We start from the raw sequence: 24947 nt of genomic DNA, 5'->3' as shown, positions 1-24947 counted from the left end.
AGAAGATTACTAAACTTCTATTTTCTGTGCATTACTTTTAGTTACTCGTAGAACGATATAAAACATTAATGCAGCAATAAAAAATAAAAATGAAGACATGTAGAAGACAGATGAAATTCCCCAAAGTCCAGCAACAACTCCTCCAGCGACCGGTCCTATAACGTTTCCGAGAAACCGAAAACTTTGATTGTATCCTAATACTTCCCCTTGCATCGAAAGTGGCACAGCAAGACGAATATACGCAGTGACACATGGAATAATTCCCCCGATCGCCATCCCAAACATAAACCTTAATCCAACCAATTGCCAAATGTTCGTAACAAAAGCTTGTGGAATAAAGAAAATACCAGCCATTATTAGACATATTAGTAGGATTTTTTCGTGACCAATCCGATCACCTTGAATCCCCCAAAATCTTGTTGCAACAAGATTTCCAAGGCCGGTAACCGAAAAAGCTAATCCTGCCAAAAAAGCAATATTCTCAGCAGTGATTAATTGACCAACGTAGAGAGCTAATTGTGGTTGAATACTGAAATTTGCTGTTTGTACAATCAATGAAATTATCATAGTCATTACAAGAATCCGATCAGCAGCAATATGTTGAACCACTTCTTTCATCGTTTGTTTCGCTTGTTTAGGACCTTCATCTACTTGAACTTTCACTTCTTTTATAGCAAACAATACAAGCGTTGTTGCGATTGTTATAACAATTCCTGTGATAAAAAATGTATAAGTAAATCCAACCGAATCAGCTAATAACCCTCCAATAAGTGGACCAAATAACCCACCGGAAACAGTTCCCATTTGTAACGTCCCCAACACTTTTCCTGCAATTTCTTTTTTCGTTTGGGCTGAAATCAATGCCATAGATGTTGGTATAAAACCTGTCACAATACCCATAAACATTCTTAACAAAAATAACCCAGCTACTGTTTCCACATAGCTCATTAAAAAAATAGAAATAGCTATCCCATAGCCAGTTATTAATAGTATTTTTTTCCTGCCAAACTTATCACCAAATCTCCCCCATAAAGGAGAAACAAAAAAAGCGATCAAAAAAGTAATTCCAAAAATGAAGCCAGACCAACGTTGAACATAAGCCTCAGAAAAAGAACCGAACGTTTCTATATATATTGATAAAAAAGGCAGAACCATGGTCGCACTTGCTGCTACAAAAAAATTTGCTATCCACATGATCAGCAAATTACGATTAGCCATCATTGATCACATACACTTCCTATTATATATTTCGTCACTCTAAATACTATTGTATCTTAAATAATATTAGATTGACAAATGCTAAAAAGAAAGCTTATCCTGCTCTTCTTAGCTTAACCATTTTTTTAGGATTGTAGTGAAACCATAGAGAGACAAGACAATACCTCCAATTAAAAACACGAGAAATACAAAGTGTTCATTTTCCATCCAACCTAATCGATGAAAAACCCCTTCCACTTCAAAGTATCCATTAAACCCAAAAATCACCAATATTGCTCCAACTATAAATAACAATATCGGAAATATCATCGTTGATGTTGATGTCGAAACAGCTGATTGGTGACCTGATTTGTTCGAGATTGATCGTCCCATTTCATTATTGTTTTTTTTTAGTCGCTCTCTTTCTTTTACATCTCGACTTAACAATACAATAATTAATACGGCAATCGTTAAAGAGATCACTAAATATATGATCGATCTCGAGATCAAACTAACAAAAGCAAATATTAAAATAACAGATAGTATTCTGTAGCTTTTTCCACGGTTCACGTTAATTCTCCTCATCGTTACATTCCTACAGATGGATTCGGCATTTTGGTACAGAATAAACCCTATAATAAGCGACGACGTAGCTGCTATCAGATTCCGCCTACTGCCTAAACTTGAGTGTCAATCCTTTAAAAACTCCATCATAGCTTCATACTGTTTTTCTGCTTGTTTATACCCATGATCATACAAGGCTTCCAAGCGATCTTTTTTCCGTTCAATTCGTCCTACTTCATGTAAATGGTCTGGTCTGAAAACAAAAGCTTTCCCTTGCTGTTCAAGCTCCGCTACTCGTTCAATTGCTTGATTATAGACATTTGAACGGTTTTTGACGACTTCAATTAATCCTGGATAATTTCGGTACTTCCTCGTAAAATACCACATACCTCGCTTCGCAGGTCTTTTCAAATACCCTTTACATTGCGTGAGAACAACGATATGTTTTTCATTCCCAACACGAATCGACTGCTCTATTGGAATAGGATCACTAATGCCTCCATCGAGAAGTGCACGACCATCGTGTTCAACGACAGGTGCAACCATTGGTAAAGACGACGATGCACGCAAAATTTTATTTATTAGCTGATCGCCTAAATCCTGTTTTTCATAATAAATAGTCTCTCCAGTATGACAATCAGTTGCACCAACATAAAACTGTTGTGTAGATGAAAAAAATTTATTATAGTCAAATGGATTTTCTATATTTGGAATTAGGTTAAAAATCAAATCCATATTAAATAATTCACCAGATCTTATGAGACGTTTAACAGAAATATATTCTGGATGGTTTGCATAACCAATTGTTACAGCTTTGTTACGACCTGCCTGTCTAGAAACAAAAGAAGCGGCATTACAAGCGCCTGCTGAGACGCCTAAAATATTTGGGAAGTTAACATCTTTTTCTAAGAGATATTCCAATACCCCTGCGGTATAGACTCCCCTCATGCCGCCCCCTTCAAGAATTAAGCCTGATCTTTTCAAAAGTGTCACTCTCCTTGTTATCTATTTCTCTATTGTATCGAAACGAAGATCATTCCTCAAATACTTCTATACACGATCCTTATAAAAAGTTCATCGAATCTACAATTAAAAGTGAGTGATCGCTAACTTATTTTTGATAAAATTGACATAAATCATAACAATGAAAGGAATGTTAACTATGTCCGAAACAACAAAAGTAGAAACAACTTGCGCATATTGCGGTACAGGTTGTGGATTAATTGTCGAAGTAGAAGATGATCAAATTGTTCGCGTCAGAGGAAACAAGGCAGCTCCTGTGAACCAAGGACAAACGTGTATCAAAGGTGCCTTGGGTTATCACTATATTCATTCAGAAGATCGCTTGACAACGCCTTTAATTAAGAAAAACGGTGAGTTTAAAAAATCAACATGGAGTGAAGCGCTAACCTATATATCTGAAAAATTAACGTCGATTAAAAATCAATTTGGCGGAGAAGCTTTATCGATGTTTGCCTGCGCCCGAGCAACGAACGAAGTCAATTATGTTACGCAAAAATTTACTAGAGCTGTCATGGGGACAAACAACATTGACGGCTGTAACCGAACGTGACACGCCCCTTCTGTCGCCGGTCTGGCGACTGTATTTGGCAATGGTGCACCAACGAGTTCTATCATGGATATTGATAAAGCAAATGTCCTTCTCTTAATCGGATCAAATACGACAGATGCTCATCCTATTATTTCAAACCGGATGAAAAAAGCCACAAAAAATGGCTTGAAAATCATCGTCATTGATCCAAGAAAAATTAGCATGACAAAAGCCGCTGAATTACATCTCCCATTAAAAGTTGGTTCAGATATTGCGCTGATGAATGGCATGATGAATGTCATCATCGAAAATGGCTGGTATAACAAAGATTTTGTGAAACATACCTCCTTACATTTTGATGAGTTAAAGCAACACGTTTCAAAGTATCCACTAGATACTGTTGAGGAAATCACTGGCATTCCACAAGAAGATATCATTGAAGCGGCGAAACTTTATGCTCAAGCCGATAGGGGAATGATCGCTTACACCCTTGGAATTACAGAACATCACTGTGGTGTAAACAATGTATTTGATATAGCTAACATGGCCCTTATCACTGGCCATATCGGTCGTGAAGGAACAGGAATTATGCCACTTAGAGGACAAAATAATGTCCAAGGAGCCGGAGATATGGGATGTTTACCAAACTTGCTTCCTGGTGGCGTTCCATTAACAAGTGAAGAATATCGTATACCGATGCAAGAAGCTTGGGGTGTTCCTATCCCTCCTAATGTTGGTCATACACAAACAACAATGCTAGAAAAAATGGAAGAAGGTTCAATGAAAGGGTTATATATCATCGGAGAGAACCCGATTGTCGCTGATGTCCATAAAAACCATACGACAGAGCTATTCAAAAAATTAGATTTTCTTGTTGTGCAAGATTTATTCATGACCGAGACAGCGGCCCTTGCTGACGTAGTTCTTCCTGCAAAAGGTTGGGCAGAAGTTGAGGGGACCTACACGAATACAGACCGTAGAGTTCAAAGAGTCCGAAAAGCCGTTCCTTCTCCTGGTCAAGCAATGGATGACTGGAAAATTCTCAGCGACTTAGCAGCAATGATGGGTTATCCGATGAATTATCAATCCTCAGAAGAGATTTGGAATGAAGTTCGTGAAGTGGCTCCACATTTATTTGGTGGCATGTCTTACCAACGCTTAGGTGAAAACATGAGTTTGCAATACCCTTGTCCTGATTCAAATCATCCTGGTACAGCTCTTCTTCACCAAGAACTTCACCATAACGGTACAGGTAAAACAGCGCCATTTACACCAGTAGATTACACAGAGCCAATCGAAATGCCTGACGACGAATATCCGTTTACGCTAACGACAGGTCGTCGTGCTGAGCCTTACAATACGCATACGCAAACAAAATACTATCCAGATACATTGAAACGAAAACAGCTAGAAGAAACCGTAGATATACATCCATTAGATGCTAAACGACTTAACATTGAAGACGGTGAGTATGTCAATGTCGCTTCAAGAAGAGGTCAAGTAACTGTTAAAACAAAAGTGACAGAAGAAGTTCAGCCTAACCTAGTATTCATGAGTTTCCATTGGTCGGAAGTACCAACAAATGTGTTAACTATCAATGAATTTGATCCCATTTCTGGTACTGCTGAATACAAAGCTTGTGCTGTTAGTGTGGAGAAAATAAGATAATAACAGATTCGATCTAAAAAAACAGTCTAAAATTAACCTCTGGACACTCCTCTACCAAAATCCAGGCGAGTGTCCCGATTGAGTGCCATTCTGGACACTGAAGGAGAAAGATGGAGGACAGTTTCCCGAACGTCTATCTGTGTCAGTATCGCTCCCTAAACAACACAAAACAGGCCATAATTTTTCAAGTTATGGCCTGTTTTACTATTCATCAAAATAATACATCAAAGCCAATGCCCCTGGTCCTGTATGAGTACTTACAATCGGTGTTGTTTCAATAATCGATACGTCCTCAAACCCTGAGATATCCTTCATTGCATCTTTTACTTGATTCGCTAATTCCAATGCATCTATTTGTGCGATTCCAATCCCTTTTACAATTTTACCTGCTGCTTCTTCTTCAAACTGATTTTTCATAAATTTAATCATTTGGAGATGCGTTCTTACTTTTTTTGCAGGTGTATAAACCCCATCATCAAGTGATGCGATAGGTTTAATTTTTAACAACGAACCTAGAAAAGCACTCCCTCTTCCAATTCGTCCACCTTTCACGAGATATTCCAACGTATCCACCATAATATACAAGGAAGTATTCTTTCTCACAATTTCAAGGCGATCCAATATTTCTTTCAGTCCTTTACCTTCATTTGCCATCTTTGCTGCTTCACGTACTTGAAATCCTAGCGCAACAGAAATAAATTTAGAATCGACAACAGTCACATCACTCTCAGTCATGTCAGAAGCAGTTTTAGCTGAAGCGTATGTACCACTCATTCCATTAGTCATATGAATAGACAAGACAGAACTTCCATCCTTACCAAGTTCATCATATACCTCAACAAAAGAACCTGCTGATGGTTGTGAGCTTTGAGGAGTTTCTTCTGACTCAACTAGCAGTTTAATAAACTCTGATGAAGTAATATCTACACCATCTAGATAGGATTTTCCATTAATCGTAACTGAAAGCGGAACGACCGTAACACCAAGCTTATCCACCTCTTCTGTTGATAAATCTAATGTCGAATCCGTTACGATCTTCACATTTTTACCCACATTGAACACCCCTTTATTTACTTGAAAATCTATTACTTTATTTTACTATAGATTACTACCCCTGTTAAGTTTAGTGACTGTATATCCCAAAACTCCGACAAGCTTCTGAAGATTTCTTACATTTGTTCCATTTGCTAAATTACATATAAATATACAAAAAGAATTCTATCCCCCCCCCCGTTACCTTTGCTAAGTTATATGGTAAACTATACGTTGCTATATTGAATTCAACATTCTTTTGAAAGGAGGAACGATAAAGTTGAGCAATCAATTTGACGCTCCATTTATTGCTATTGAAGGCCCAATCGGTGTAGGAAAAACTTCCTTAGCAACAAAACTCTCTGAATATTTCCAGTATGCTATATTGAAAGAGATCGTCGATGAAAATCCATTCCTTTCAAAGTTTTATGAGGATATTCATGAATGGAGTTTTCAGACGGAGATGTTTTTCCTATGTAATAGATTCAAGCAACTTGAAGATACATACGATCACTATTTATCAAAAGGTTATCCTGTAATTAGTGATTATCATATTTTTAAAAATCATTTATTTGCAAAACAAACTTTAAAAGAGCAACATTTCGATAAATACGATCGCATTTATAATATCTTAACTAATGATTTGCCTATGCCAAATATTATTATTTATTTACATGCTAATCTTCCGACACTACTTGATCGTATTAAGCAACGTGGCCGCACCATGGAGCAATCAATCGAACCTGATTACCTAAAACAACTTTCGGCAGACTATCATCAGTTCATGAAGGAACATCATCGTGTTTACCCGCACATTCCTGTCCTTTGGTTAAATGGAGATGAACTCGATTTTATAGAAAAAGACGAGGATTTCCAACGAATTATTGATCAAGTGAAAACAGCGCTACTAAACAAACGTACACTATTTTAATTTACTGGAGTGGCTTAAATGGAAAGTATTAATCATCAATTACACCCAAATTCTCTTATAACACTAGCAGGTACTGTGGGTGTTGGTAAATCAACATTAACAAATGCGTTATCTGGTGCATTAGGATTTAAATCTGCTTTTGAAAAAGTAGATGGAAATCCCTACTTAGAAGATTATTATAAAGACTTTAAGACATGGTCCTTCCATCTACAAATGTATTTTTTAGCAGAAAGATATAAACAACAAAAGCACATGCATGAAGATGGACTAGGTTATGTACAAGACAGAAGTATTTATGAAGATGTCGGGATTTTTGCAAAGCTACAGTATGACCAGGGGAATATGACAGATCGCGATTACGATACATACCGATCACTGTTTGAAGCGATGGTCATGTCGCCCTATTTCCCCAAACCTGACGTATTAATTTTTATCGACGGTTCGTTTGATAGCATCATGAAACGAATTCATATTAGGGGACGCGAAATGGAAATAAAGACTCCAGTTTCGTTTTGGGAAGATCTATATTTACGTTATAAAACATGGATATCAGAGTTTACAGAATGTCCTATTCTGCACTTGGACATTGATCACTACGACTCTCAAGATCCTGCCTCTGTCAAACAAATTGTCCGGGCGGTGGAAGCATTACAAAAATCTAATAGCGATAGAAAATATTTATAACTTGGAAAATTAGTTTCTTAGGAATGACGATAAAACAGAGATAAGCCATCACCCTTCTCTGTTTTATATCATTAACCTCGAAATCCACAAAAACAGGCCACAACGAAATTATGTCTGCCATTTTTATACTTCATTACTCCTTTATTCCTGAATAGTACTCTCTCTCAAAAGATTTATTATTAGACCACAAAAATTTAGAAAACCGATCCTCTTCATTCCCAGTCGTCGGAATAAATAATAATTGAACAAGGATAATCGTCTGGATATAGATAATCATCGTGGTCTGAATAAATATTGGAAACCTAAAACCTAATGGCCAATGAATGTATAAAATAAATGGTTGCAAGGCAACGACAATAAATAATGGAAAACCAAGCCAAAATAGCAAGGACGACTTAGACCCTCTCCATAAAGCGAATATTGGAATGAATCCTAGAATCATCAAGACTGAATGAGTTACCATCGCCATGCGTTTCTTCGATTCAAAATATAATCCAAAATGAAATGATTTTTGATTATAGTAAGGCTCTATAAATGGAAAAATCATACTACTCATCAAGTAATATGTTATGAAAAGGAGAATTCCTCCAGCTAGAATTCGGACTGCCCAATCAAATGGATGGCGTTGATTGAAGAATCTATAAATTTGTTGGAAGTATGGCTTTGTTTCACTAGAAGATTTTTGAAAACCTTTAATGATCAGTGCTGCGCTCGTAATAGAAACGAAGATTGATGTAATTAGCAGGGATTCAAAAAGTACTTCCGTTTGCATAACGTAATGAACAAGACCTTGTATAGCGCCAGTTAAAAAGAAAAAATAAAAAAATAAACTAATAGTTTTCGCACGTATTGATAATAAAAATTGTTCAAAAAGTAAGCTAACAAAAAAGATAATTACCCAGTAACTTAAAAGCATGTAAAACAAAGCATTCATCGAAAATAAATGGTGTGAATTAGAGAAAAAGTAGCTTGATAAGTAATCAGTACTAATATAAATAAACACGCATCCAACTGCTATCACAAGACTATACATCATTCTGTGTGCATATTTAAACGTCTGTTTAGTCATTTTAAAATCACACCTTTCTAGAATACAACGAATTGTCTCACCTTAATTATCTTATAAGATGAGTTAAATGGATGCTTAATAATTGACAATTTGTTGAAAAGGCTATGGACATTTCGTTCACAAAATATTACAAAGGCAAAAACAACCTTCCCATAAATTAACCATGGAAAGGTTGCTAAAACAGATAGCTTATTTTATTATTCGTGAGACTGTGCCTGTTTCTTTTTTTTGCGCCGATAAATAATTCTCGACATTGTTATACTAATTTCATATAAGAGTAGTAATGGAATAATTACCAACACATCCGAAATGAAATCCGGTGGTGAAATTAATACACTAACGACAATTAAAGCAAAATAAGCGTATTTACGATTTTTCCTCATACCATCTGGAGTAATGATCCCAATACTAGTTAAAAACATTACTACTAATGGCATCTCAAATAAAATACTGAATGGAACGGTCATTCGAAGCACAAATTGAAAATAGTGTTGCGCCGTAAACATCGTGAGAAATGTATCACTTCCTAAATCAAGTAAAAACTCAAATACAATCGGCATGACAACAAAATAACCAAATGCAAGGCCCCCGACAAATAATACAAATGATGCTGGAATGTAAATAATCGTCGCCTTTTGCTCCTTATCTGTTAAAGCAGGTTTCACAAATAACCAAATTTGAAAAATGATAACGGGAACGGTTAGAGCTAGTGCAATGATGGCAGCTAATGTGAAATAAATCATTATAATGTCCAATGGTCCAAGAACGGCCAACGTCATATCCAAATCTTTAGTGAACCAATCATAAATATCTCTAACAAAAACAAAAACACCGATAAAAAGAGCAATAAATATTCCTAAGATAATCATGATTCTTCTTCGTAATTCATCAAGATGATCTAATATGTTCATGTTTTCATCTGACATGACATGTCTCCCCTTAAACTAAACGTAAACGTAAAAAGATGCAAGATGAAAGCATCTCACACCTCTTCATCTATCATTTATCCTTATTGTCACCCTTCTTATCCGAACCATCTCTTTCATCGTCATCATCTTTCGTTAATTCTCTCGTAGAACTCTTAAATTCTTTTAATGTCTGGCCCATCGCCCGACCAATTTCCGGGAGCTTTTTAGGTCCAAAAATTACCAGAGCTATGACCAACACCAATATGAGTCCTGGAATTCCAATGTTAGAAAGCATGTTTCCCCTCCTTAGCTGACTGCTATATCAACACACTCTGTGATTATACTATCAAATGATCGTTTTTGAGTGCAATAGGATAATCGCAACTTTAGCTTGCCAGTCTTTTCGATAAGCCTAAGTTTGACTGTACTCTCTATTATAAGGTCTCCAACTTCATTTTACTATAAACATATATCTTCTAAAACAAAATACATACTTTAGTCATCATTAGAAAACTGAATTAACAACTCATCAACAGAAACCCCTTCACCATATCCAATTCCATCGCCTTCTTTCACATCAGAGGGATTATTGATGGAATTAGTAGAAGAAATTACTTCTCTATCATTCGTTATCAACCCACCACCTTCATTATTAGAAGGAGTTTCTTCAAATGCAACTGGTTTGTCTCGCAAGACAAAATCAGCAATCAATTCACCTTCTCCTAATAAGTGTCTCTGATTTTCAGCATCCACCGGCTTTTCCGCGATGTTTCCAGCAATATGAACAGAATTTCCCTCTCCTTGTATAAAGATATTTAAAAAAACTCCCCAAACAGAGATAGCAATAATCGTCGTTGCAGTTAAAACAAACCATTTCATTAATATTGACCCTTCTTCCTTTAAAATAAAAGCATTCTTAGTTTCATAAGATGATATAATAATTTACAGTCACAACAATAAACGACAAAATAAGAAGAAATCTAGACCTTATCTAACAAGGAGCCGCGTCATGTATATTGTCATTGTAAATTCCCACTCTGGTCGTAAAAATTTTCGAAAGTTACCCAACTATTTCAACAACAAAGAATCATCTATATCTTTTGTACCATACTATACAAGTAAATATCAAGAAAAAGATCTTTGGGACCAGGTAAAAAGATTCATTTCATTAAATAAAGTTGCTATTCAAGGCGTTATTATTGTTGGCGGAGATGGTACTTTTCATGAAGCAATTAATCAATTACACAATTTTAACGTTCCATTTGGATTAATTCCTACCGGATCTGCAAATGACTTTGCAAAAGCATTAAAAATACCATTAAATCAAAAAAAAGCCCTTCATAGAATTACGTCTGGTTTGCCTAGCTCATATGATTTACTAATGGTAAATCATAAACGGGTTCTTTCTGTAGCTGGAATGGGAATCGATGCTGAAACCGCAATTAAAACTAATAGCTCATCTTTAAAAAAATGGCTTAACCGAATATATCTTAGTAAACTCACGTATTTACTAACATTTTTTACACTAATTCGACAGTACCATCCTTTTAAAGCAGAATTAACGTTTCAAGATGGAAGCAAAAAATTCTTTGATCGAGTATGGCTTTTAGCAATTGGCAATACCGTTTATTATGGAGGCGGTATCCCGATATGTCCTTCTGCTAACCCTCAGGATGGTTTAACAGAAGTAATTATCGTTCATCGGTTATCAGTAATCACCTTGCTACTCGTCTTGCCAACTGTATTTTTACGCTTACATACATTTCTTCCATATGTAACAAAAATTCAATCATCTAGCTTTTCTGTCAAAACAGAACATCCAGTCTTAGTTCAAGGTGATGGGGAAAAGATCGGCCATACCCCTCAAAAAATCTCGGTTCAATCAGATGCTATTAAGATCTTTTAACCGGAAAGTGATAAGTAACTTGTTTTCGCTCACTGCCAAATGTTTTTTCAACAAATGTTACCGTTCCTTGACGATTAATCAAAATAACTGTACTGCTTTTCGTTCCATATTCATCTGTTTGAATATGGATTGGAGAAAGTTTCCTTTCAAGATCTATACCTATTCCAGTGTTCGGTAACTCTTGGTCAGTAAATCGCTCTCTTTGAAAAAGGGTATCAAATAAATAGTGAGTCATTTCCTCTTCATTCTTTGCTTGTAACTTTTGCAAATCAGCCTCTAATTTCTGTGCTTTTGGCCACGGTGAATTGAGTGTAGCATTACTTAAAACGTGGATTCCCTTTTTAAACTTTTTATCTTCATACGGTTGATTTGTCGTATATGTTAGTTCACGAATATTCCCATACAACAAATTAAATCCATCATACGTGTCTTTCTCTTTCAATATCCGCTTAAATCTGTTTCGATCATTGAAGTAAGCAGCAATAATATCACCTCTTGAAGTCGAAACACTTTTGGACGTTTCGCCACTTCTAACATTTGTTAATGCGGCTAACTCTCCTGAAGCAGATAATCCTAACCAAGTACCTCCTTTTTCTAGGTCTTTTCCAGCTAGTAATAATGGGTTCTCATCCCAAAAATGTGCCTCTTTCGTTTGTCTGTGGTAAAATTCATCGCGATTAGCACAAAGAATAAAGGGGAATTGTTCAGACACGCCTAACGCTATTCCGATTAAACACATACATTAGTCCTCCTCATACTTACACACTTACTATCCTTCACAACTTCAAAAAACCTCAGTGGGTTCCTCAACAAATAAAATTCTATCATCTCTTCTAATTTGTCTATAAGCTTCTTCAATAAATGCTGCTCGCGTTAATTTATGAATCAACACATAAGATTTCATTTCCATATACTCTTTTTCGTTGATTTTTCGTTCATGCCTCCAACGCTCCAACAACGGAATACGAAACTGATCTACACTCATAAAAGCGATATTTATGTCTTGATTTCCTCTGTGCAATGTCGTTATCAGTCCTTCATGTACAGGAAAGATAAATGATCTGTATGAAGGTTTTGCTTGAAAGTGACTTAATTCAGAATGATAAATCACCGGGTTTCGATTAGGAAGGGATACGAAATACGTTAATTCTTCAAAAGAGTAATGAATATCTTGGATGTCTGTATTTAATTTAGCAAACTTGCTTTCTGATTTCCATTTTATAAGAAATTCAGAAAAAACTCGGCTAAAGATAACAGAACAAATTACTACAATAAAACAAGAAAGAATCACTAAAACTATCATTCAAGATCACTCTCCTCACCGCTATAAACTAATAACTCTGTTCCGACCTAAATGTTTCGCTTGATATACAGCTTCATCAGCGAGATGAATTAGCTTCCCACAATCTTTAGTTGAGTTAGGGTAAGAAGCTACTCCAACACTTGCAGTTACGTAACCAAGTGGTTGTGACTCTCCCCCTTGGAAGTTATGACTACAAATTGATTGTCGAATCTTTTCGGCAACCTCCACTCCCTTAATAGCGTTCGTTTTCGGTAATAAAATAACAAATTCTTCACCGCCAAATCGACAAACAATGTCGTCATCATCTACCGATTCAGATAGAATTCTACCCATTTGAATGAGAACATCGTTACCCAATAAATGTCCATGTGTATCATTGAAAATTTTAAAATAGTCAATATCTAATACAATTGCCGTTAAATTCGTTTTATTTGATTGTGCTGATTCCTGTAAGTGAGGAAACATCCTGTCGAGAAATCTTTTGTTTTTCAAACCTGTAAGGGCATCCTCAATTGCCATGCTTTCTGATCGCTCATAGAGAATAGCATTTTCTATCGCCATTGCTCCTTGAGTAGCCAGAGGCATAATATTATCTAAATCGTCAAATTCGATCACATTATGATCAACAAAATTATCAATCATCATCAACCCAATTACTTTTCCTCTTGTCAGCAAAGGGATTATCGCAAACTGTTTCATTGAGAACTTTTCTTTAATGGATTGCAACAGTTCATCTGATTCAATAAAATGGTCATCAACAATAATAGGTTCTTTTTCAGTTAAAACTTGGTTGCATATCCGGTGATTTGACTTAATTTTAAAATGATAAGACCGAATCATAGTATTTAATTCCTCATCATTCATCTCAGCTTCTCGTTGCAGTTTAATAAAATCCCGTAACGTCAATTTTTTGCTGACAACATTTTCCCAAATGACATGCCCTTCTTCGACACTAAGTGGCCCAATAGCTAAGCGCCCATTAAAAATACTAGAATCCTTACCATCTTGCAATAAAATAAATGCACGATTAAAACCTAGTCCGTACCCTGCTGTAACAGCAGTTAAAAAAATGTGCATTATTTTGTCTACTTTTAAGGTACTTTGTAAAGCTAATGATACTTCTCTTAGTACATGTAAATTTTTAGACTGCTTGTTAAAGAAATTTTGCCATCGATTCAAACGTTCATTTTGGTGATCAAAATATTGAAACGTTCCCGTAATTACAATTGAAAATAGTAAATACCCTCCTGCTATGTATAGAAAAGCCTCACCATCGTACAAATCGTATATATAATAAAGTGCCACTAATACCGTTGAACCAACAAGTGAGCCTATCCACTTATAGGAAGCTGACAACACGAACAAAATGAACAATCCTAGCCAGTATGCATTCTCAAAACCTAACACAAAGCAATTAACAAATGTAAAAAAACATCCAACTAGTGTGAAAATAAACTTATTGTAACTCTCGTTAAATTTAAATCTAATAATATTTATAAATATGAAAAAAATTGTATTTAAAAAAATAACGAGCAATGGAATCATTTTTATATACCTCCAAGTAACGAGTAAAATAAGGCAATCTTTTAAAGTATTTAAACTCAATACAATCGTTTGCATAAATTCCTATATGGTGGAATCAATATTTCGTACTATCGTACTATTGTACCATAAAGCCAATAATAACTTATATTTATCATTCTTTATCTATAATTGTTTAGATATGATAATACCTGTATAATTAAAGAGAAGCATAGTATTGAAACCTTTTATCACATATTTCGTAAAGATTAACAGAGGAAATCATTTATAAATTCTCTTCATTAATTTGTTTCTATGCAGCTTGAATTTATTATGCAGCTAATAAGCAACGAGCATGTTCTCTAATTTCATCAATCCCCTAAAAAGTGGAGGTAATAAATATGAATCAAAATAACGACACAGAAGCCGCAACTTCAATGAATCAAAATCCAGAAAACTCTAATGAAAACGCAGCAACAGAATACGTAGATAAAATTCGTTCACAAGAAAGCTTGGATCAAGTGCTAAACTCAATCGGCAAATTAGGTGCTCGTGAACAGGAAAAAGCAGGTGAATCTCTAGAAGCTTTAAAACGCCCCGTTAGTGATATGATGAACGATCCTAATCATGAGTTGCCTGATCAGCTTTCAAAATTAAAAGATGTTGTATCTGAATTAGAACCAAATTACTTACAACAAGGAAAGGTCAAACAATTCTTAACAAAAATCATTCGAAAAAGTCCAGCTGAGAAGTATGCTAGAAAATACCAATCAATTGAATCAGAAGTTGAAACGATAATTGAAGCGCTACTTCACGGCAAAGATCGTTTGGAAGAAGATACGGTTATGCTTCATCAATTAAAAGACATTGCTAGAGACCGTATCAAAGGATTGAATGAGCAGGTTGCAGTTGGTAAACAATTAAACGGAATGCTCGAGGAAGAACTCTTAAAAGACGAGTGGAAAGATGATCCCTCTCCTATTCAGAAGGGACAACAAAAAGTACTTTCAAGAGTGAAAAATATGCAGCAAGCTGTACTCGTCCTCCAGCAATCATTGGCATCTGTAGATATCATTGTCGAAAATAATGATAAACTAGAAGAAGCAATCTTCAATGCGATTACGATGACGAAAAACATCATAACCGTCACAGCTGCAATTCAACTCTCCCTAAGTAATCAAAAAAGAGTGATAGATGCTGTGAACAATGTGAATAAATCTACGGAATCAATGCTTCTAAATAATGCAGAAATGCTTAAATCAAATACGGAAGAAACATTAAAAACTCTTGAAGAACCTGCTATTGCAATGGAATCTTTTAAGAAAGCGTATGAAGATGTCTATTCTGCAATTGAAATGACTGAGCAATCAAATACGCGAATTATTGAATCCAGTAAGCAATTTATAACTGAAATGGAACAATTAAACGAGCAAATGGAACATAAACTATTAAAATAGAAGACACATTGAATGGGGGGGAACCCTTTGAATTGGCGAGAGCGACTAATAGAACAGAGTTGGATCATTCCACTATTACCGAACTATATGAAACCATTAAACGAACCTAACTTACAAAATCAACATACGAAAGAATTTGTTTTTGAAGCAGAAGAATTTATTTCTGACCTTTCCGCTCTTTCCGAGTTGCCACGATTAAATAAAACATTTAAACGGAGCATCCAAGGGTTTGCTTATAAGATAAAAATTAAACAGAAAAAAATTCATGTTGAAATGGTTGACACAAATAAATCTTCTTCTAATATCAAAAAGAGAGTCTATATTACGATCTTCAGAAAAAACATTAAACAGGAAAATGGTTTTGGTAAAGTCATTGATTCAACGATCTACTTCCAATTACAAGGAAAAACAGTTGTCAGAAATGTTCGCAGACACCCTTTATTTTTATCGTTATTTCATCATTTACATCGCCTTGATTTATCTCTTTCTGGGGAATCAACAGAAAACATTGTTGCTCCCACATCTGCTATAGAAGAGCAGCAGCTAGAGCCGACGAAAGATCATCATGATCAAATTAAAGCACTTATGAGTTCTGTAGATCATACGTACAAACAATTCAGAACGATTGATGCTAAAGTTGACAAAATACTACAAGATCTTGTAACTGAAATTGGGCGTTGTACAGAAGAATTTCAATTACTAGATCTAGAAGAAAAACACCATATGAAAAGGATGATTCAACACGATTTACCAAATTTATTAAACACTTATGATTCACTTACCAATGAACAAAAAAGCAATGCTTTTCTAGAAATGGTCACTTCCTTAAAAAATATGAGAAGTTTCTTACAAAGACAAGCTAATGACTTACAATCAACTCGAATGGAAAGAATGAACTATTTATTAAAACTTAATGAGCTGAGATATGATCCTAATAGCGATCAAAAAAAGATGTAACCATTTAGGTTTACACCTTTTTTTGATTGGATGTTTTATATCTTTCATGTTTTCGTATTTATGGTTAAAATAAGAAATTTGTTAATTGTAATATTATTATTATTTAATTCGATTTTTTTCCCCCGGCATGAGTTGGTTTTCCTTTCTCTTTCTCTTTTCCGTTTGCCTCGCCAACTTCGCCATTAGATGAATTCTTTTTTCCATTATTCGATTTATTTTCCTTGTTATCTTTATTATCTTTGGTATTTTTGTTTAGTTTTTGGTCCTTCTCGTCTACATTTCCCTTTCCTGGATGCTCTTGCTTATGAGGGTGTGACTTTTTCCCAGATGGGTTTAAGGGTGCATCTTTTTTCTCATCTTTATTTCCATCACTTTCACTATTTTCAGGTTCTAGTTCAGCTTTACGAACTTCATTGCTAGAAGAATCATCTTTAGATGTGTCCTCTAATTCTTCCTTATAGTCATCTTTATTTTTAGATATATCTAAAACACTTTCAACATTAGTCATGTCATCGAATGATTGACCAAAATTTTGTTCGATTTCTTGCATTGGTGTATTACTCAGTTCTAAAGAATCAAATTTATCTGACTCCACGTTAGATTGTAAAAGTAGTTTAGCAGGAGAGATAGAAAGCTCTTGAGCTTCTTTAGCAAGCGGCTCTTCTACCAAAATCGAGTATACATCAAAATTATATTCATCTGAAATGGAAATGGACCAAGATTCAAGGTTTAACTCATCATAAAAGGATAGAGCTGAACTGAAGTAAATCGCATTTGTATCTCCAATCATCCCTTGATCATATCCTTCTTGTAACAATTCGCTTGCCGCATTTAAAAAGGTCATTCCTTCTAAAGAATTTTCAATATTTTTTAACAATGACTTTCCTTTTTCGTTATAACCAACCGTTGATACAATTTCATAATGATCATTTACAGCTAACTCAATACTTGGGTTCATATCCAACGAGACAACCCCATACACTGTAGACGTTTGAAACAAAGAAGAAATAGGAAAAATAAGTAAAAGTGCAAGTGCAGAAGCAATAGGAACACTATAAATCTTCCGTTCAAAAAAAGTCGAAAATTGATAAAGTGGTATTGGTGAGAAAGACACTTCCTCACCTATGCCCACATTTGCTTTCGTCTTTGCTCGGATAAATTCCCCTTTTTCCGTCAGGACAATCATATTTTTGTTTCTGATCTCCATGACGACCCCTTTTTTCACTATAACCACTCCCTCAAATAATCCTTTAGATATTGATAGTCTTCCATCATCACAATAACTAGCGCAATAATATATTTGCGGTTTCTTTCTAAAGTTTTACGACTCATCGAAATATAGCTCATTAATTGCTTCACTGGTAGACGCTTCTTTTGCATAAGAATTTTCAATAATACTTCATTTTCTATGATTATTTTAGAAATTTCAACCATATTCTTACGAGCATCCAAATGTTTTGGACATTGATCAGCTACTTCTGTTATTTGAATTTCAAAAGATGATAATCTTTCTTGAAAATGACGAATCTCTTCTCTACGATGTTCACTTTCTATTTCTTGATAATAATCTTTAAAAGAGGCAGATATTTCTGCAACATTCTCTACGTTTTCCATGTCTTCCTCTTTGTAATCTAATGAAAGAAATGTTTTTTTTCGTTGTTCCATTCGAATATAATCAATTACTCTTCTTTTCATAACTAAACTTGAAAAAGACAAGAATGAACTTCCTTTTTCTGGATGATACTTGTTAATCGCTTCACTAAATGCAATCATCGCAATACTAAATTCATCGTCAATATTAGGATCTATGTATCTTTTACAAACACTTGCTGTTACTTTACGAATAAATGGAATGTATTGGTTTATTAAGTCATTTTCAGCTTCATCATTACCAGTTTGTATCAATTTTATCGTCGCATTTATGTCATCGTTTTGTTTTGGTTTGGCTAAAAGGCGCTTTAGCACAACAAACACCTCACTATGTGTTCAATATTGTATTCGACCCATCTCTACAATTTAAGGGGGGGCATTATAACATCATAATCATATTTTGGTCTTGTAGCAGGAGACCTTGTCCCTAACTATCGATTACGTTTTAATGTTAGCTGCTTTACAAAACGATGACGAGTTATTATATTTCTTATACAAACTAGGTTCTAAAAAAATACAATCCCCTGGTACAACTTGATTTGTAGAATGAACTTACCGTATTAATCAGCAATTATAATTTTATCAGGTAAGATTAAAGAACCAAGACTTTAGAATCGTTATATGTGTTAAAAACAAGAGATGCGTTGTCATAATCACTCCATATCACTCAGTTAGCTATTAAATTTATAACTCAAAGTTGATTATTATTTTTAGATTATCAAGGGTGTCGTTTTGCAAGAAATGATAGTATAATAAGAATTATACAGTATCTTGAATATCGATTATTAAATGAAAATTTATTAAAGTGAGGTTTCTTATGAATCGAACGGAAGCAAAACAGTATATTGGTCGCCAGGTACTTATTGACCAAGTTGATAATGGACAGTACACTGCGATCTTGGAACAAATGATTACCCAACCTAACACTCCATGGCGAGGAAAAGTGCGCATTACAGGAGTTCTAACATACCCTTCCAATTTATCAGATCATGTGCACTCCCTCCTTTACGATGAAAATCAAATCGTTGAAGTCCCAGGAAAGCAAATCCATCCTTTAACTGAACCGCTAGAGCAAACATTTAAAGAATCATTGGCGTCTTCTTTAAAGACAAAGTGGGACGAAGTTAGAGAGGAAAATGATCAATATGATAAAGCATTAGCTCACATACAACAAGAACTTAGAAAAATTGGTTCGGAGCATTTAATTTTTGAAGATTCATTTGTTTACTATCAATTAGTAAAAAAAGGACGAGAGTTATATATTTACGACGAAGTCAAAAAAGAATCTCTCTCTTTAAATGGATGTCCTTTTGAATTTGAAGTGAAAATCAACGGAAAATGGAAACCGTCGTTTTACATTAGTGACTTTACCTTTCAAACAGGTGAAGATGAAGAGGTTGAATTAAAACACGGGTCAACAGTTAGATTAAATAAATCACAATTTGATCCATACAGAATATTAACAAACGAACTTGAAACGCCTGCTTTACAAGCATTAGAGAGCGGCTTGCAAAAGTTAGGAATTGGACACGAGCATTCCGTTTACTGTCACAATTCTCTCCTTATTCAACTTTTAAGTTCATTCAAGCATAAGTCCTTCTCAGGTGTTAATTTCATATCATATGCGAATACAACAACTCAATTTCTTGTCCAGCATCATTATGAGCGGACGATTTTGGAAGACGATGATGATATTACATTTGATAGATTTGAATTTACATCTGATAAAGGTGAACGAGTATTAACTACTTATGCCACACAGTTTTCAAAGGATTAATTAGAACTTAAATTACTTTGAATAGCGACACATAATCAGGAGATAGGTTCAGGAAAATTAGGACATCTAGGTAAGTAATGGAACGAAACATCTCTAGTGATTCACTACGTTTATTAAATCTAGTTAACACTATAATTTTTAATAAAAAAAGACATCTGTATTCACGAGTTCTCGTGAATTCCAGATGTTTTTTCTTGATTCTTTAATAATTCTTCATAAGAATACCACAAATATCCTGCTTCTACTTGCTTTCCACTGACATGGCGAAGAGAGAATGTTTTCCCAACCATGCTAGTTAGCACTGCAACATGAATCGTATACAAATCATCAAATTTTTGTAAGACATTTTGCGACGTTTCTACGTCTTGAATTCTGCGCCTCGGTAAAAGCACTTCAGTCTTAGCAAACACTCGCGACTTTATACAAAGAAAATCTTCTTGTTGTGATATTCCTGCTGAGCGATATTGAACGTAACCGAGTACTGCTGCTATTACAGGCAATACAAATGCAATCCATCCATAAGGAATAAAATATGTTACCGCCCCCGCTACAATAAGTGTCGGGACAATTAACTTAATCATATACCTCCGTAAACTCTCTTTTGGAAGTCCTTCATAACTTGGTGTAAATGAAAATTCAGGAATAATTTCTTTGAGGATCCCTTCCACTTCACTTCGCTTACATATGGGTGTCAAAATAGTTGATAAATCCTCTTCCTTCGTACCTCCTCCAGCACTTTCTACATAGATAGAGACAAAATTAAAAAGCTGTCTAATTGGACTCTGAACGATTCTGACAGCAGTAATTCTCGTTGCATTCAATGTCAACTGCCGTTGCTCTAACACCCCTCTTGAAATATGGATGTCATCCTTCTTTTTCGTCAACGTAAATAAGCCATATTTTAAGACTGTACCAATTAAAGTAAACAGCCATGCTGCAACAAGAATTGAAACAAGCGTTCCACCAATAAGCATAAAGCTAGATCGAACAAACCAACCTATCACTTGATCGAAAAGCCAATCCGGTAAAAATTGTGGAGCTTGAGAAACGATCGCTGCTATAAACGTAGCGGCAATCCCTACACCACTGGAAGTTATTGCTGCAATGAAAAGCCTTTTGGCTCCCAACTCCCATTTATAATCAGGTGTTTCATCCTCTTCTTCTATAGTAGGTTCCACTTGCTCTGTTAAATCATCATTTTGTTCAAATTCCGTTTCTATCTCTGAATTAGCTGATTCTGGAGTAGTGGAGATAGCCCCCCTGGTAGATGTAATCTCATTTTCTTCGAGCGGCCCTTGTTGTTCAACAGCTTTTTTTTGATGGTCTGGATATTTCGCTAGTAGGTGTTTTTTTATCTTAGCTGCTTCTTCTTTTTTTAATGCAACAATTCGAAATTCTGGTTCACTTCCCCCACCAGCTGTTTCGATACGAACTTCAACTAATCCAAATAACCTTTGAATCAGCTTTGCATTGATATCAATACTTTGAATACGATCTTTACGAATAAAGCGATTTTTCCGAAAAATTAATCCTTGTTTTATTTGTAATTCATCGTGTTTTAAGTAATAGTGAAATTTCCACCAACTTATAAACCCATTACCAACAGAAAATAATAATATCACTGCAAAAATAATCACATACACCGTAGCACTCATTCCCTGAGCAGATTGGCCAAAAATAAACAATGCAATCAAAGTAACGATCATTTGTTTTAAGTTACTTAGAAAACTAATAAAAATAGCTGCTGGATGTTGTCGTTTCCATTCATTCATCAGGATCAGCTTCCCTTGCTAGTTGAGCGATATGATCTCTCACAGTATCTGCCTTTTCTAATGTCAATCCAGGAATCTCATGCGTAGTTGCTGCAGTTGACACCGTTACAGTAGCGAGATTGTAATGACGTAATAATGGCCCTTGTTTTGTATCCACATGTTGTACACGAATCATTGGAATGATTACTCTTCTAACAACGAAAACACCATGCATTAATTCAATTTCGTTCTCGTATATTTTGTAACGCCATCGACTCCATTGTAGCTTTTGAATGATAAAAATATTAATGATTGCTACTAAGATAACAAAAGCTATAATAAGATAAAATGGCCACATTGGAATATCCCAAATCATCCTTGCTCCCCAATAGGCTGCTGGAAAAACAATTAGTAGCAACGATGACAATGCGGTGACAATTTTCCACACTTTTAATGTTTTAACCGCTAATGGCTGATCTGGTTTTACTCTCATCTTCAGTTCTCCTTCAGTTTCTATCGGCATTATTCATCCTCATTAACATAAATAATTTCAACACCTTGTTTAGTCAAGTAGTCTAAAACTGCTTTGTTTAAATCCTCATCTCTCAATAAACCTAACGAAGGTGCTAGTTCCAACTCATGAAGGTGACCTCTTTCTGCATCGTCAATAAGCTCTAAAATTTCAATCATATTATTTTCCGATAATATTTCCATCATCTTTTCGCGATCCATACGTTTACCTCCTTTTAATAAGCTAACTGTATGCTATCATAGCTGTTAGTGTTTTTCCATATTTTATTAATAAGGCACATCTTACTTTAAAAATTGAGACCTATACACTGGTTATTTATATAGATAGTCATTCCATTGTTTCCAAACAAAACCAAGCTCTTTAAATCAGCTTGGCTTGGTTTTGTTTTATATTATATTTTATAACAAATTCGTAAAACAATTCAATAGACCAAATAAAATGACCACGATCGACTTTCTTAGAATTTCATATTACGTTAATCATCAAATGCTTCGGTCATTTGTTTCCAAACTGATCCTTTTGCTTCCTCGCCGCCTTCTATACGTGCTGATGCAATCTTTGCTTGCATGCTAACCTCAAACTCAGGATCATCCTCAGCTTTTTTTAAAGCAGGTATAGCTGAATCATCACCTACTTCATAGAGGAACATTGCCGCTCTCCATCGTACAAGTTTGCTTGGATCTTCCAGTGATTTAATCATCGCTGGAATCCCAGCCGTACTTCCTATGTCTGACATTGCATCCCCTGCTGTTCGTCGAACTGTGACTGTCTTGTCTTGTAATGCTTTTTCTAGATAAGGGATGATAGCATCGTCTTCAATCATTCCTAAATATACGGTTGCTAGTCTTCTAATCGAAGCCTTAGGGTCAGCAAGCGCTTTTTCGAGTACAGCAAGATCACTTAATTCTGGATTCATTTGTTCTAGAATCGCAAACCTTTTTTTCCAATCGGATTCATCAAGCATCTCTTCCGTCACTTTCAACCACTCTTTTTTTGGCTTCTCTAGCGTTAAACTATCGTTTGCATCGATTGCCGTTTCCACTATTTCTTTTAAACGGCCATCCGTAAATGTTGCTTGTAATTCTTCCGCAACTTCATTTGCTACTTCTTCCAAGTCGCCATAACGAGGACGTTCTTCTTTCCACTTTCTCATTAGGACAACATTGTCATCTTTCTTCGTCGCTTTCGCAACTGATTCAATAAATCGCTCTGGCATCCCCACACGCTTCTCTTGTTCACCATCACTAACTTTAACCTGCATCGGAATTCCTTTGAATTCTTGAATATTCACTGTTACTTCTCCAAAGTGATCATCTACATTTGTGCTATCTTCTTCATCAGCAACTTCACCAAAAACATGACGTACTTTAGGTAAGATCACTTTCCAATCTACTTTCGCATTTCGTTCAACAGCGATGAAGTCCGCAACATGATACACACCCTTCACACCCTCGATTTCAAAAATATCTTTAACAAAGGATGGACCTTCGTGTTTGTTTTTATCTGTGTAATTATTAGCTGTTCCTTGTGCAAGTGACTCATTTAAAGTAAATTTCATTGTATTTGGACTAGGCGTTGGTTCTACTGAAATAATTTTCACGTTTGTATTCCCCTTTCCACTATCTTAATGTTGTAATTTCATCGTACCATAAAGCGACAACCAACCCAATGAGCATGCTTGGTTCACATTATTTTTAGAGTTTGGTAAAGTAGAGGAAACGAAGAAAATGGAGGCAATAATTATGAAGCTAGCAATACTATCAGATATACATGGCAACGAACAAGCATTACGAGCTGTACTAGAAGATATTTCCAAGATTAACGTGACACATATCGCAGTTTTAGGTGACATTTCATACAGAGGAGCGAAACCTAAGCAATGTCTTGACTTAGTTAGAGAGTTAGATGCAAAAGTGATCAAAGGAAATGCAGATGAGTGGATAGTTCGTGGTGTAAAAAGCGGAGAAGTTCCAGAAAAGGCTTTGTCAATGATGCAAACTGAACAAGCGTGGGCAAAATCAAAGTTAACAGACGAAGATCTAAACTATTTAAATTCATTACCTGAAACTCTTGAAATTCCTCTCACCAATAAAACTCAGTTATTTGCATGTCACGCGACACCTACTAGCTTATTTGATATCGTTTCCGACCAAGCAGGAAAAGAGCAATTCGCTCAATTTAGTCAAGCAAATGAACGTGCTGATTTTTATGTATACGGTCACATTCACCTTCCTTTTTTGCGTAGTTTTTCCGGAAAAAAAATAATAAATACAGGTAGCGTTGGATTACCATTTGACGGTGATCCCCGTGCTTCTTACCTTATCTTTGATCGGTTTGGAGATGATATTCAATTACAATTTAGACGTGTTAAATACGACATTGACCAGGCTTGTGCTGATTTAGATGACGAAAATTATCCAGAAAACGCTAGAGATTTAATTAAAGGGATATACCGCAGTGCAATGAAACCTTAATCGCCATTCCAAGG

The 24947-nt window shown here is 35.4% G+C and carries 25 protein-coding genes; 8 read left to right on the top strand and 17 right to left on the bottom strand.

Annotated features, from left to right (window positions below; all coding sequences use genetic code 11):
• Nucleotides 1-9: 9 nt before the first annotated feature.
• From ACM26V_RS01965 to ACM26V_RS01955, 3 genes are all read right to left on the bottom strand, one after another.
• Entirely contained in the window at nt 10-1221 is a 1212-nt protein-coding gene (locus tag ACM26V_RS01965) for an MFS transporter (RefSeq protein WP_416149789.1), read from the bottom strand.
• A 105-nt stretch (nt 1222-1326) separates the two neighbouring features.
• Nucleotides 1327-1767 carry a hypothetical protein gene (locus ACM26V_RS01960; RefSeq protein ID WP_416149788.1) on the bottom strand — a complete coding sequence of 147 codons (441 nt, stop codon included), beginning with the start codon at nt 1765-1767 and terminating at the stop codon, nt 1327-1329.
• A gap of 120 nt (nt 1768-1887) precedes the next feature.
• Entirely contained in the window at nt 1888-2754 is an 867-nt protein-coding gene (locus ACM26V_RS01955; protein ID WP_416149787.1) for a patatin-like phospholipase family protein, read from the bottom strand.
• A gap of 151 nt (nt 2755-2905) precedes the next feature.
• Here ACM26V_RS01955 and fdhF point away from each other — a divergent pair, with 151 nt between their 5' ends.
• Nucleotides 2906-4981 (top strand): formate dehydrogenase subunit alpha, encoded by a 2076-nt coding sequence (gene fdhF, locus ACM26V_RS01950; protein WP_416149786.1) that lies wholly within the window; start codon nt 2906-2908, stop codon nt 4979-4981.
• A gap of 204 nt (nt 4982-5185) precedes the next feature.
• Here fdhF and ACM26V_RS01945 read toward each other — a convergent pair whose 3' ends face one another.
• On the bottom strand, nt 5186-6034 hold the full coding sequence (locus ACM26V_RS01945; protein ID WP_416149785.1) for a DegV family protein: 849 nt from the start codon (nt 6032-6034) through the stop codon (nt 5186-5188).
• A 259-nt stretch (nt 6035-6293) separates the two neighbouring features.
• Between ACM26V_RS01945 and ACM26V_RS01940 the strand changes: the two genes are divergently transcribed.
• Both ACM26V_RS01940 and ACM26V_RS01935 read left to right on the top strand, forming a co-directional pair.
• Nucleotides 6294-6944 (top strand): deoxynucleoside kinase, encoded by a 651-nt coding sequence (locus tag ACM26V_RS01940; protein WP_416149784.1) that lies wholly within the window; start codon nt 6294-6296, stop codon nt 6942-6944.
• An 18-nt stretch (nt 6945-6962) separates the two neighbouring features.
• A complete protein-coding gene (locus ACM26V_RS01935; RefSeq protein ID WP_416149783.1) occupies nt 6963-7628 on the top strand; it encodes a deoxynucleoside kinase in 666 nt (221 codons plus the stop codon).
• A gap of 133 nt (nt 7629-7761) precedes the next feature.
• Here ACM26V_RS01935 and ACM26V_RS01930 read toward each other — a convergent pair whose 3' ends face one another.
• The 4 genes from ACM26V_RS01930 to ACM26V_RS01915 form a co-directional block, all read right to left on the bottom strand.
• The gene (locus ACM26V_RS01930) at nt 7762-8697 is read right to left on the bottom strand and encodes a hypothetical protein (protein ID WP_416149782.1); all 936 of its coding nucleotides are present in this window, start codon (nt 8695-8697) and stop codon (nt 7762-7764) included.
• A 197-nt stretch (nt 8698-8894) separates the two neighbouring features.
• Nucleotides 8895-9623, bottom strand: a complete 729-nt coding sequence (gene tatC / locus ACM26V_RS01925; RefSeq protein ID WP_416149781.1) for a twin-arginine translocase subunit TatC — start codon at nt 9621-9623, stop codon at nt 8895-8897.
• Between the two features lie 73 nt (nt 9624-9696).
• A complete protein-coding gene (locus tag ACM26V_RS01920) occupies nt 9697-9900 on the bottom strand; it encodes a twin-arginine translocase TatA/TatE family subunit (protein ID WP_416149780.1) in 204 nt (67 codons plus the stop codon).
• Nucleotides 9901-10100: 200 nt separating this feature from the next.
• Nucleotides 10101-10484, bottom strand: a complete 384-nt coding sequence (locus tag ACM26V_RS01915) for a hypothetical protein (RefSeq protein ID WP_416149779.1) — start codon at nt 10482-10484, stop codon at nt 10101-10103.
• A gap of 130 nt (nt 10485-10614) precedes the next feature.
• Between ACM26V_RS01915 and ACM26V_RS01910 the strand changes: the two genes are divergently transcribed.
• Complete coding sequence (locus ACM26V_RS01910; protein WP_416149778.1) at nt 10615-11511, top strand: diacylglycerol/lipid kinase family protein; 897 nt, start codon at nt 10615-10617, stop codon at nt 11509-11511.
• Here ACM26V_RS01910 and ACM26V_RS01905 read toward each other — a convergent pair.
• Genes ACM26V_RS01905 through ACM26V_RS01895 form a run of 3 tightly spaced genes read right to left on the bottom strand, consistent with a single transcriptional unit; the run spans nt 11498 to nt 14221 of the window.
• The gene (locus tag ACM26V_RS01905; protein ID WP_416149776.1) at nt 11498-12250 is read right to left on the bottom strand and encodes an NRDE family protein; all 753 of its coding nucleotides are present in this window, start codon (nt 12248-12250) and stop codon (nt 11498-11500) included. The two genes, ACM26V_RS01910 and ACM26V_RS01905, sit on opposite strands and share 14 nt — an antisense overlap.
• A gap of 45 nt (nt 12251-12295) precedes the next feature.
• Nucleotides 12296-12814: a hypothetical protein gene (locus ACM26V_RS01900; protein WP_416149775.1), complete on the bottom strand. Its 519-nt coding sequence runs from the start codon at nt 12812-12814 to the stop codon at nt 12296-12298.
• Nucleotides 12815-12835: 21 nt separating this feature from the next.
• Nucleotides 12836-14221: a GGDEF domain-containing protein gene (locus tag ACM26V_RS01895; RefSeq protein ID WP_416149774.1), complete on the bottom strand. Its 1386-nt coding sequence runs from the start codon at nt 14219-14221 to the stop codon at nt 12836-12838.
• 515 nt (nt 14222-14736) lie between these two features.
• Between ACM26V_RS01895 and ACM26V_RS01890 the strand changes: the two genes are divergently transcribed.
• Nucleotides 14737-15792, top strand: a complete 1056-nt coding sequence (locus ACM26V_RS01890) for a toxic anion resistance protein (protein ID WP_416149773.1) — start codon at nt 14737-14739, stop codon at nt 15790-15792.
• 27 nt (nt 15793-15819) lie between these two features.
• The gene (locus ACM26V_RS01885; protein ID WP_416149772.1) at nt 15820-16749 is read left to right on the top strand and encodes a hypothetical protein; all 930 of its coding nucleotides are present in this window, start codon (nt 15820-15822) and stop codon (nt 16747-16749) included.
• A 103-nt stretch (nt 16750-16852) separates the two neighbouring features.
• Here ACM26V_RS01885 and ACM26V_RS01880 read toward each other — a convergent pair whose 3' ends face one another.
• Together ACM26V_RS01880 and sigI are read right to left on the bottom strand one after the other, a co-directional pair.
• Nucleotides 16853-17956 carry an anti-sigma factor domain-containing protein gene (locus ACM26V_RS01880; RefSeq protein WP_416149771.1) on the bottom strand — a complete coding sequence of 368 codons (1104 nt, stop codon included), beginning with the start codon at nt 17954-17956 and terminating at the stop codon, nt 16853-16855.
• Between the two features lie 17 nt (nt 17957-17973).
• Nucleotides 17974-18714, bottom strand: coding sequence for an RNA polymerase sigma-I factor (gene sigI / locus ACM26V_RS01875; RefSeq protein ID WP_416149770.1), 741 nt, complete (start codon nt 18712-18714; stop codon nt 17974-17976).
• Between the two features lie 502 nt (nt 18715-19216).
• Between sigI and ACM26V_RS01870 the strand changes: the two genes are divergently transcribed.
• Entirely contained in the window at nt 19217-20176 is a 960-nt protein-coding gene (locus ACM26V_RS01870) for a DUF2777 family protein (protein WP_416149769.1), read from the top strand.
• 161 nt (nt 20177-20337) lie between these two features.
• On the opposite strand, the gene ACM26V_RS01865 is transcribed toward ACM26V_RS01870, so the two are convergent.
• The 4 genes from ACM26V_RS01865 to ACM26V_RS01850 form a co-directional block, all read right to left on the bottom strand.
• Complete coding sequence (locus ACM26V_RS01865; protein ID WP_416149768.1) at nt 20338-21948, bottom strand: PH domain-containing protein; 1611 nt, start codon at nt 21946-21948, stop codon at nt 20338-20340.
• On the bottom strand, nt 21941-22450 hold the full coding sequence (locus ACM26V_RS01860) for a PH domain-containing protein (protein ID WP_416149767.1): 510 nt from the start codon (nt 22448-22450) through the stop codon (nt 21941-21943). Before ACM26V_RS01860 ends, ACM26V_RS01865 begins: the two co-directional genes overlap by 8 nt.
• Nucleotides 22450-22659 (bottom strand): hypothetical protein, encoded by a 210-nt coding sequence (locus ACM26V_RS01855; protein ID WP_416149766.1) that lies wholly within the window; start codon nt 22657-22659, stop codon nt 22450-22452. The genes ACM26V_RS01860 and ACM26V_RS01855 overlap by 1 nt, the downstream gene beginning before the upstream one ends.
• Before the next feature lie 275 nt (nt 22660-22934).
• Nucleotides 22935-24059: a conserved virulence factor C family protein gene (locus ACM26V_RS01850; RefSeq protein WP_416149765.1), complete on the bottom strand. Its 1125-nt coding sequence runs from the start codon at nt 24057-24059 to the stop codon at nt 22935-22937.
• A gap of 142 nt (nt 24060-24201) precedes the next feature.
• Here ACM26V_RS01850 and ACM26V_RS01845 point away from each other — a divergent pair, with 142 nt between their 5' ends.
• Nucleotides 24202-24933 (top strand): metallophosphoesterase family protein, encoded by a 732-nt coding sequence (locus ACM26V_RS01845; RefSeq protein ID WP_416149764.1) that lies wholly within the window; start codon nt 24202-24204, stop codon nt 24931-24933.
• Nucleotides 24934-24947: the final 14 nt, after the last annotated feature.

This window comes from Salipaludibacillus sp. HK11 (assembly GCF_047795645.1).
Lineage (GTDB): Bacteria > Bacillota > Bacilli > Bacillales > Salisediminibacteriaceae > Salipaludibacillus.
Note: the sequence above shows the minus strand (reverse complement) of the source record. Positions and strands in the feature narration are given on the sequence as shown.

Excerpts from the sequence above, each read along its gene's own strand:
- ACM26V_RS01845 (WP_416149764.1), top strand. The coding sequence starts at position 24,202 with ATGAAGCTAGCAATACTATCAGATATACATGGCAACGAACAAGCATTA.
- ACM26V_RS01865 (WP_416149768.1), bottom strand. The coding sequence starts at position 21,948 with ATGAATGAATGGAAACGACAACATCCAGCAGCTATTTTTATTAGTTTT.
- ACM26V_RS01870 (WP_416149769.1), top strand. The coding sequence starts at position 19,217 with ATGAATCGAACGGAAGCAAAACAGTATATTGGTCGCCAGGTACTTATT.
- ACM26V_RS01920 (WP_416149780.1), bottom strand. The coding sequence starts at position 9,900 with ATGCTTTCTAACATTGGAATTCCAGGACTCATATTGGTGTTGGTCATA.
- ACM26V_RS01855 (WP_416149766.1), bottom strand. The coding sequence starts at position 22,659 with ATGGATCGCGAAAAGATGATGGAAATATTATCGGAAAATAATATGATT.
- ACM26V_RS01880 (WP_416149771.1), bottom strand. The coding sequence starts at position 17,956 with ATGGAGATCAGAAACAAAAATATGATTGTCCTGACGGAAAAAGGGGAA.
- ACM26V_RS01900 (WP_416149775.1), bottom strand. The coding sequence starts at position 12,814 with ATGATAGTTTTAGTGATTCTTTCTTGTTTTATTGTAGTAATTTGTTCT.
- ACM26V_RS01890 (WP_416149773.1), top strand. The coding sequence starts at position 14,737 with ATGAATCAAAATAACGACACAGAAGCCGCAACTTCAATGAATCAAAAT.
- ACM26V_RS01930 (WP_416149782.1), bottom strand. The coding sequence starts at position 8,697 with ATGACTAAACAGACGTTTAAATATGCACACAGAATGATGTATAGTCTT.
- ACM26V_RS01860 (WP_416149767.1), bottom strand. The coding sequence starts at position 22,450 with ATGCCGATAGAAACTGAAGGAGAACTGAAGATGAGAGTAAAACCAGAT.
- ACM26V_RS01915 (WP_416149779.1), bottom strand. The coding sequence starts at position 10,484 with ATGAAATGGTTTGTTTTAACTGCAACGACGATTATTGCTATCTCTGTT.
- ACM26V_RS01910 (WP_416149778.1), top strand. The coding sequence starts at position 10,615 with ATGTATATTGTCATTGTAAATTCCCACTCTGGTCGTAAAAATTTTCGA.
- ACM26V_RS01905 (WP_416149776.1), bottom strand. The coding sequence starts at position 12,250 with ATGTGTTTAATCGGAATAGCGTTAGGCGTGTCTGAACAATTCCCCTTT.
- ACM26V_RS01935 (WP_416149783.1), top strand. The coding sequence starts at position 6,963 with ATGGAAAGTATTAATCATCAATTACACCCAAATTCTCTTATAACACTA.
- ACM26V_RS01965 (WP_416149789.1), bottom strand. The coding sequence starts at position 1,221 with ATGATGGCTAATCGTAATTTGCTGATCATGTGGATAGCAAATTTTTTT.
- tatC (WP_416149781.1), bottom strand. The coding sequence starts at position 9,623 with ATGTCAGATGAAAACATGAACATATTAGATCATCTTGATGAATTACGA.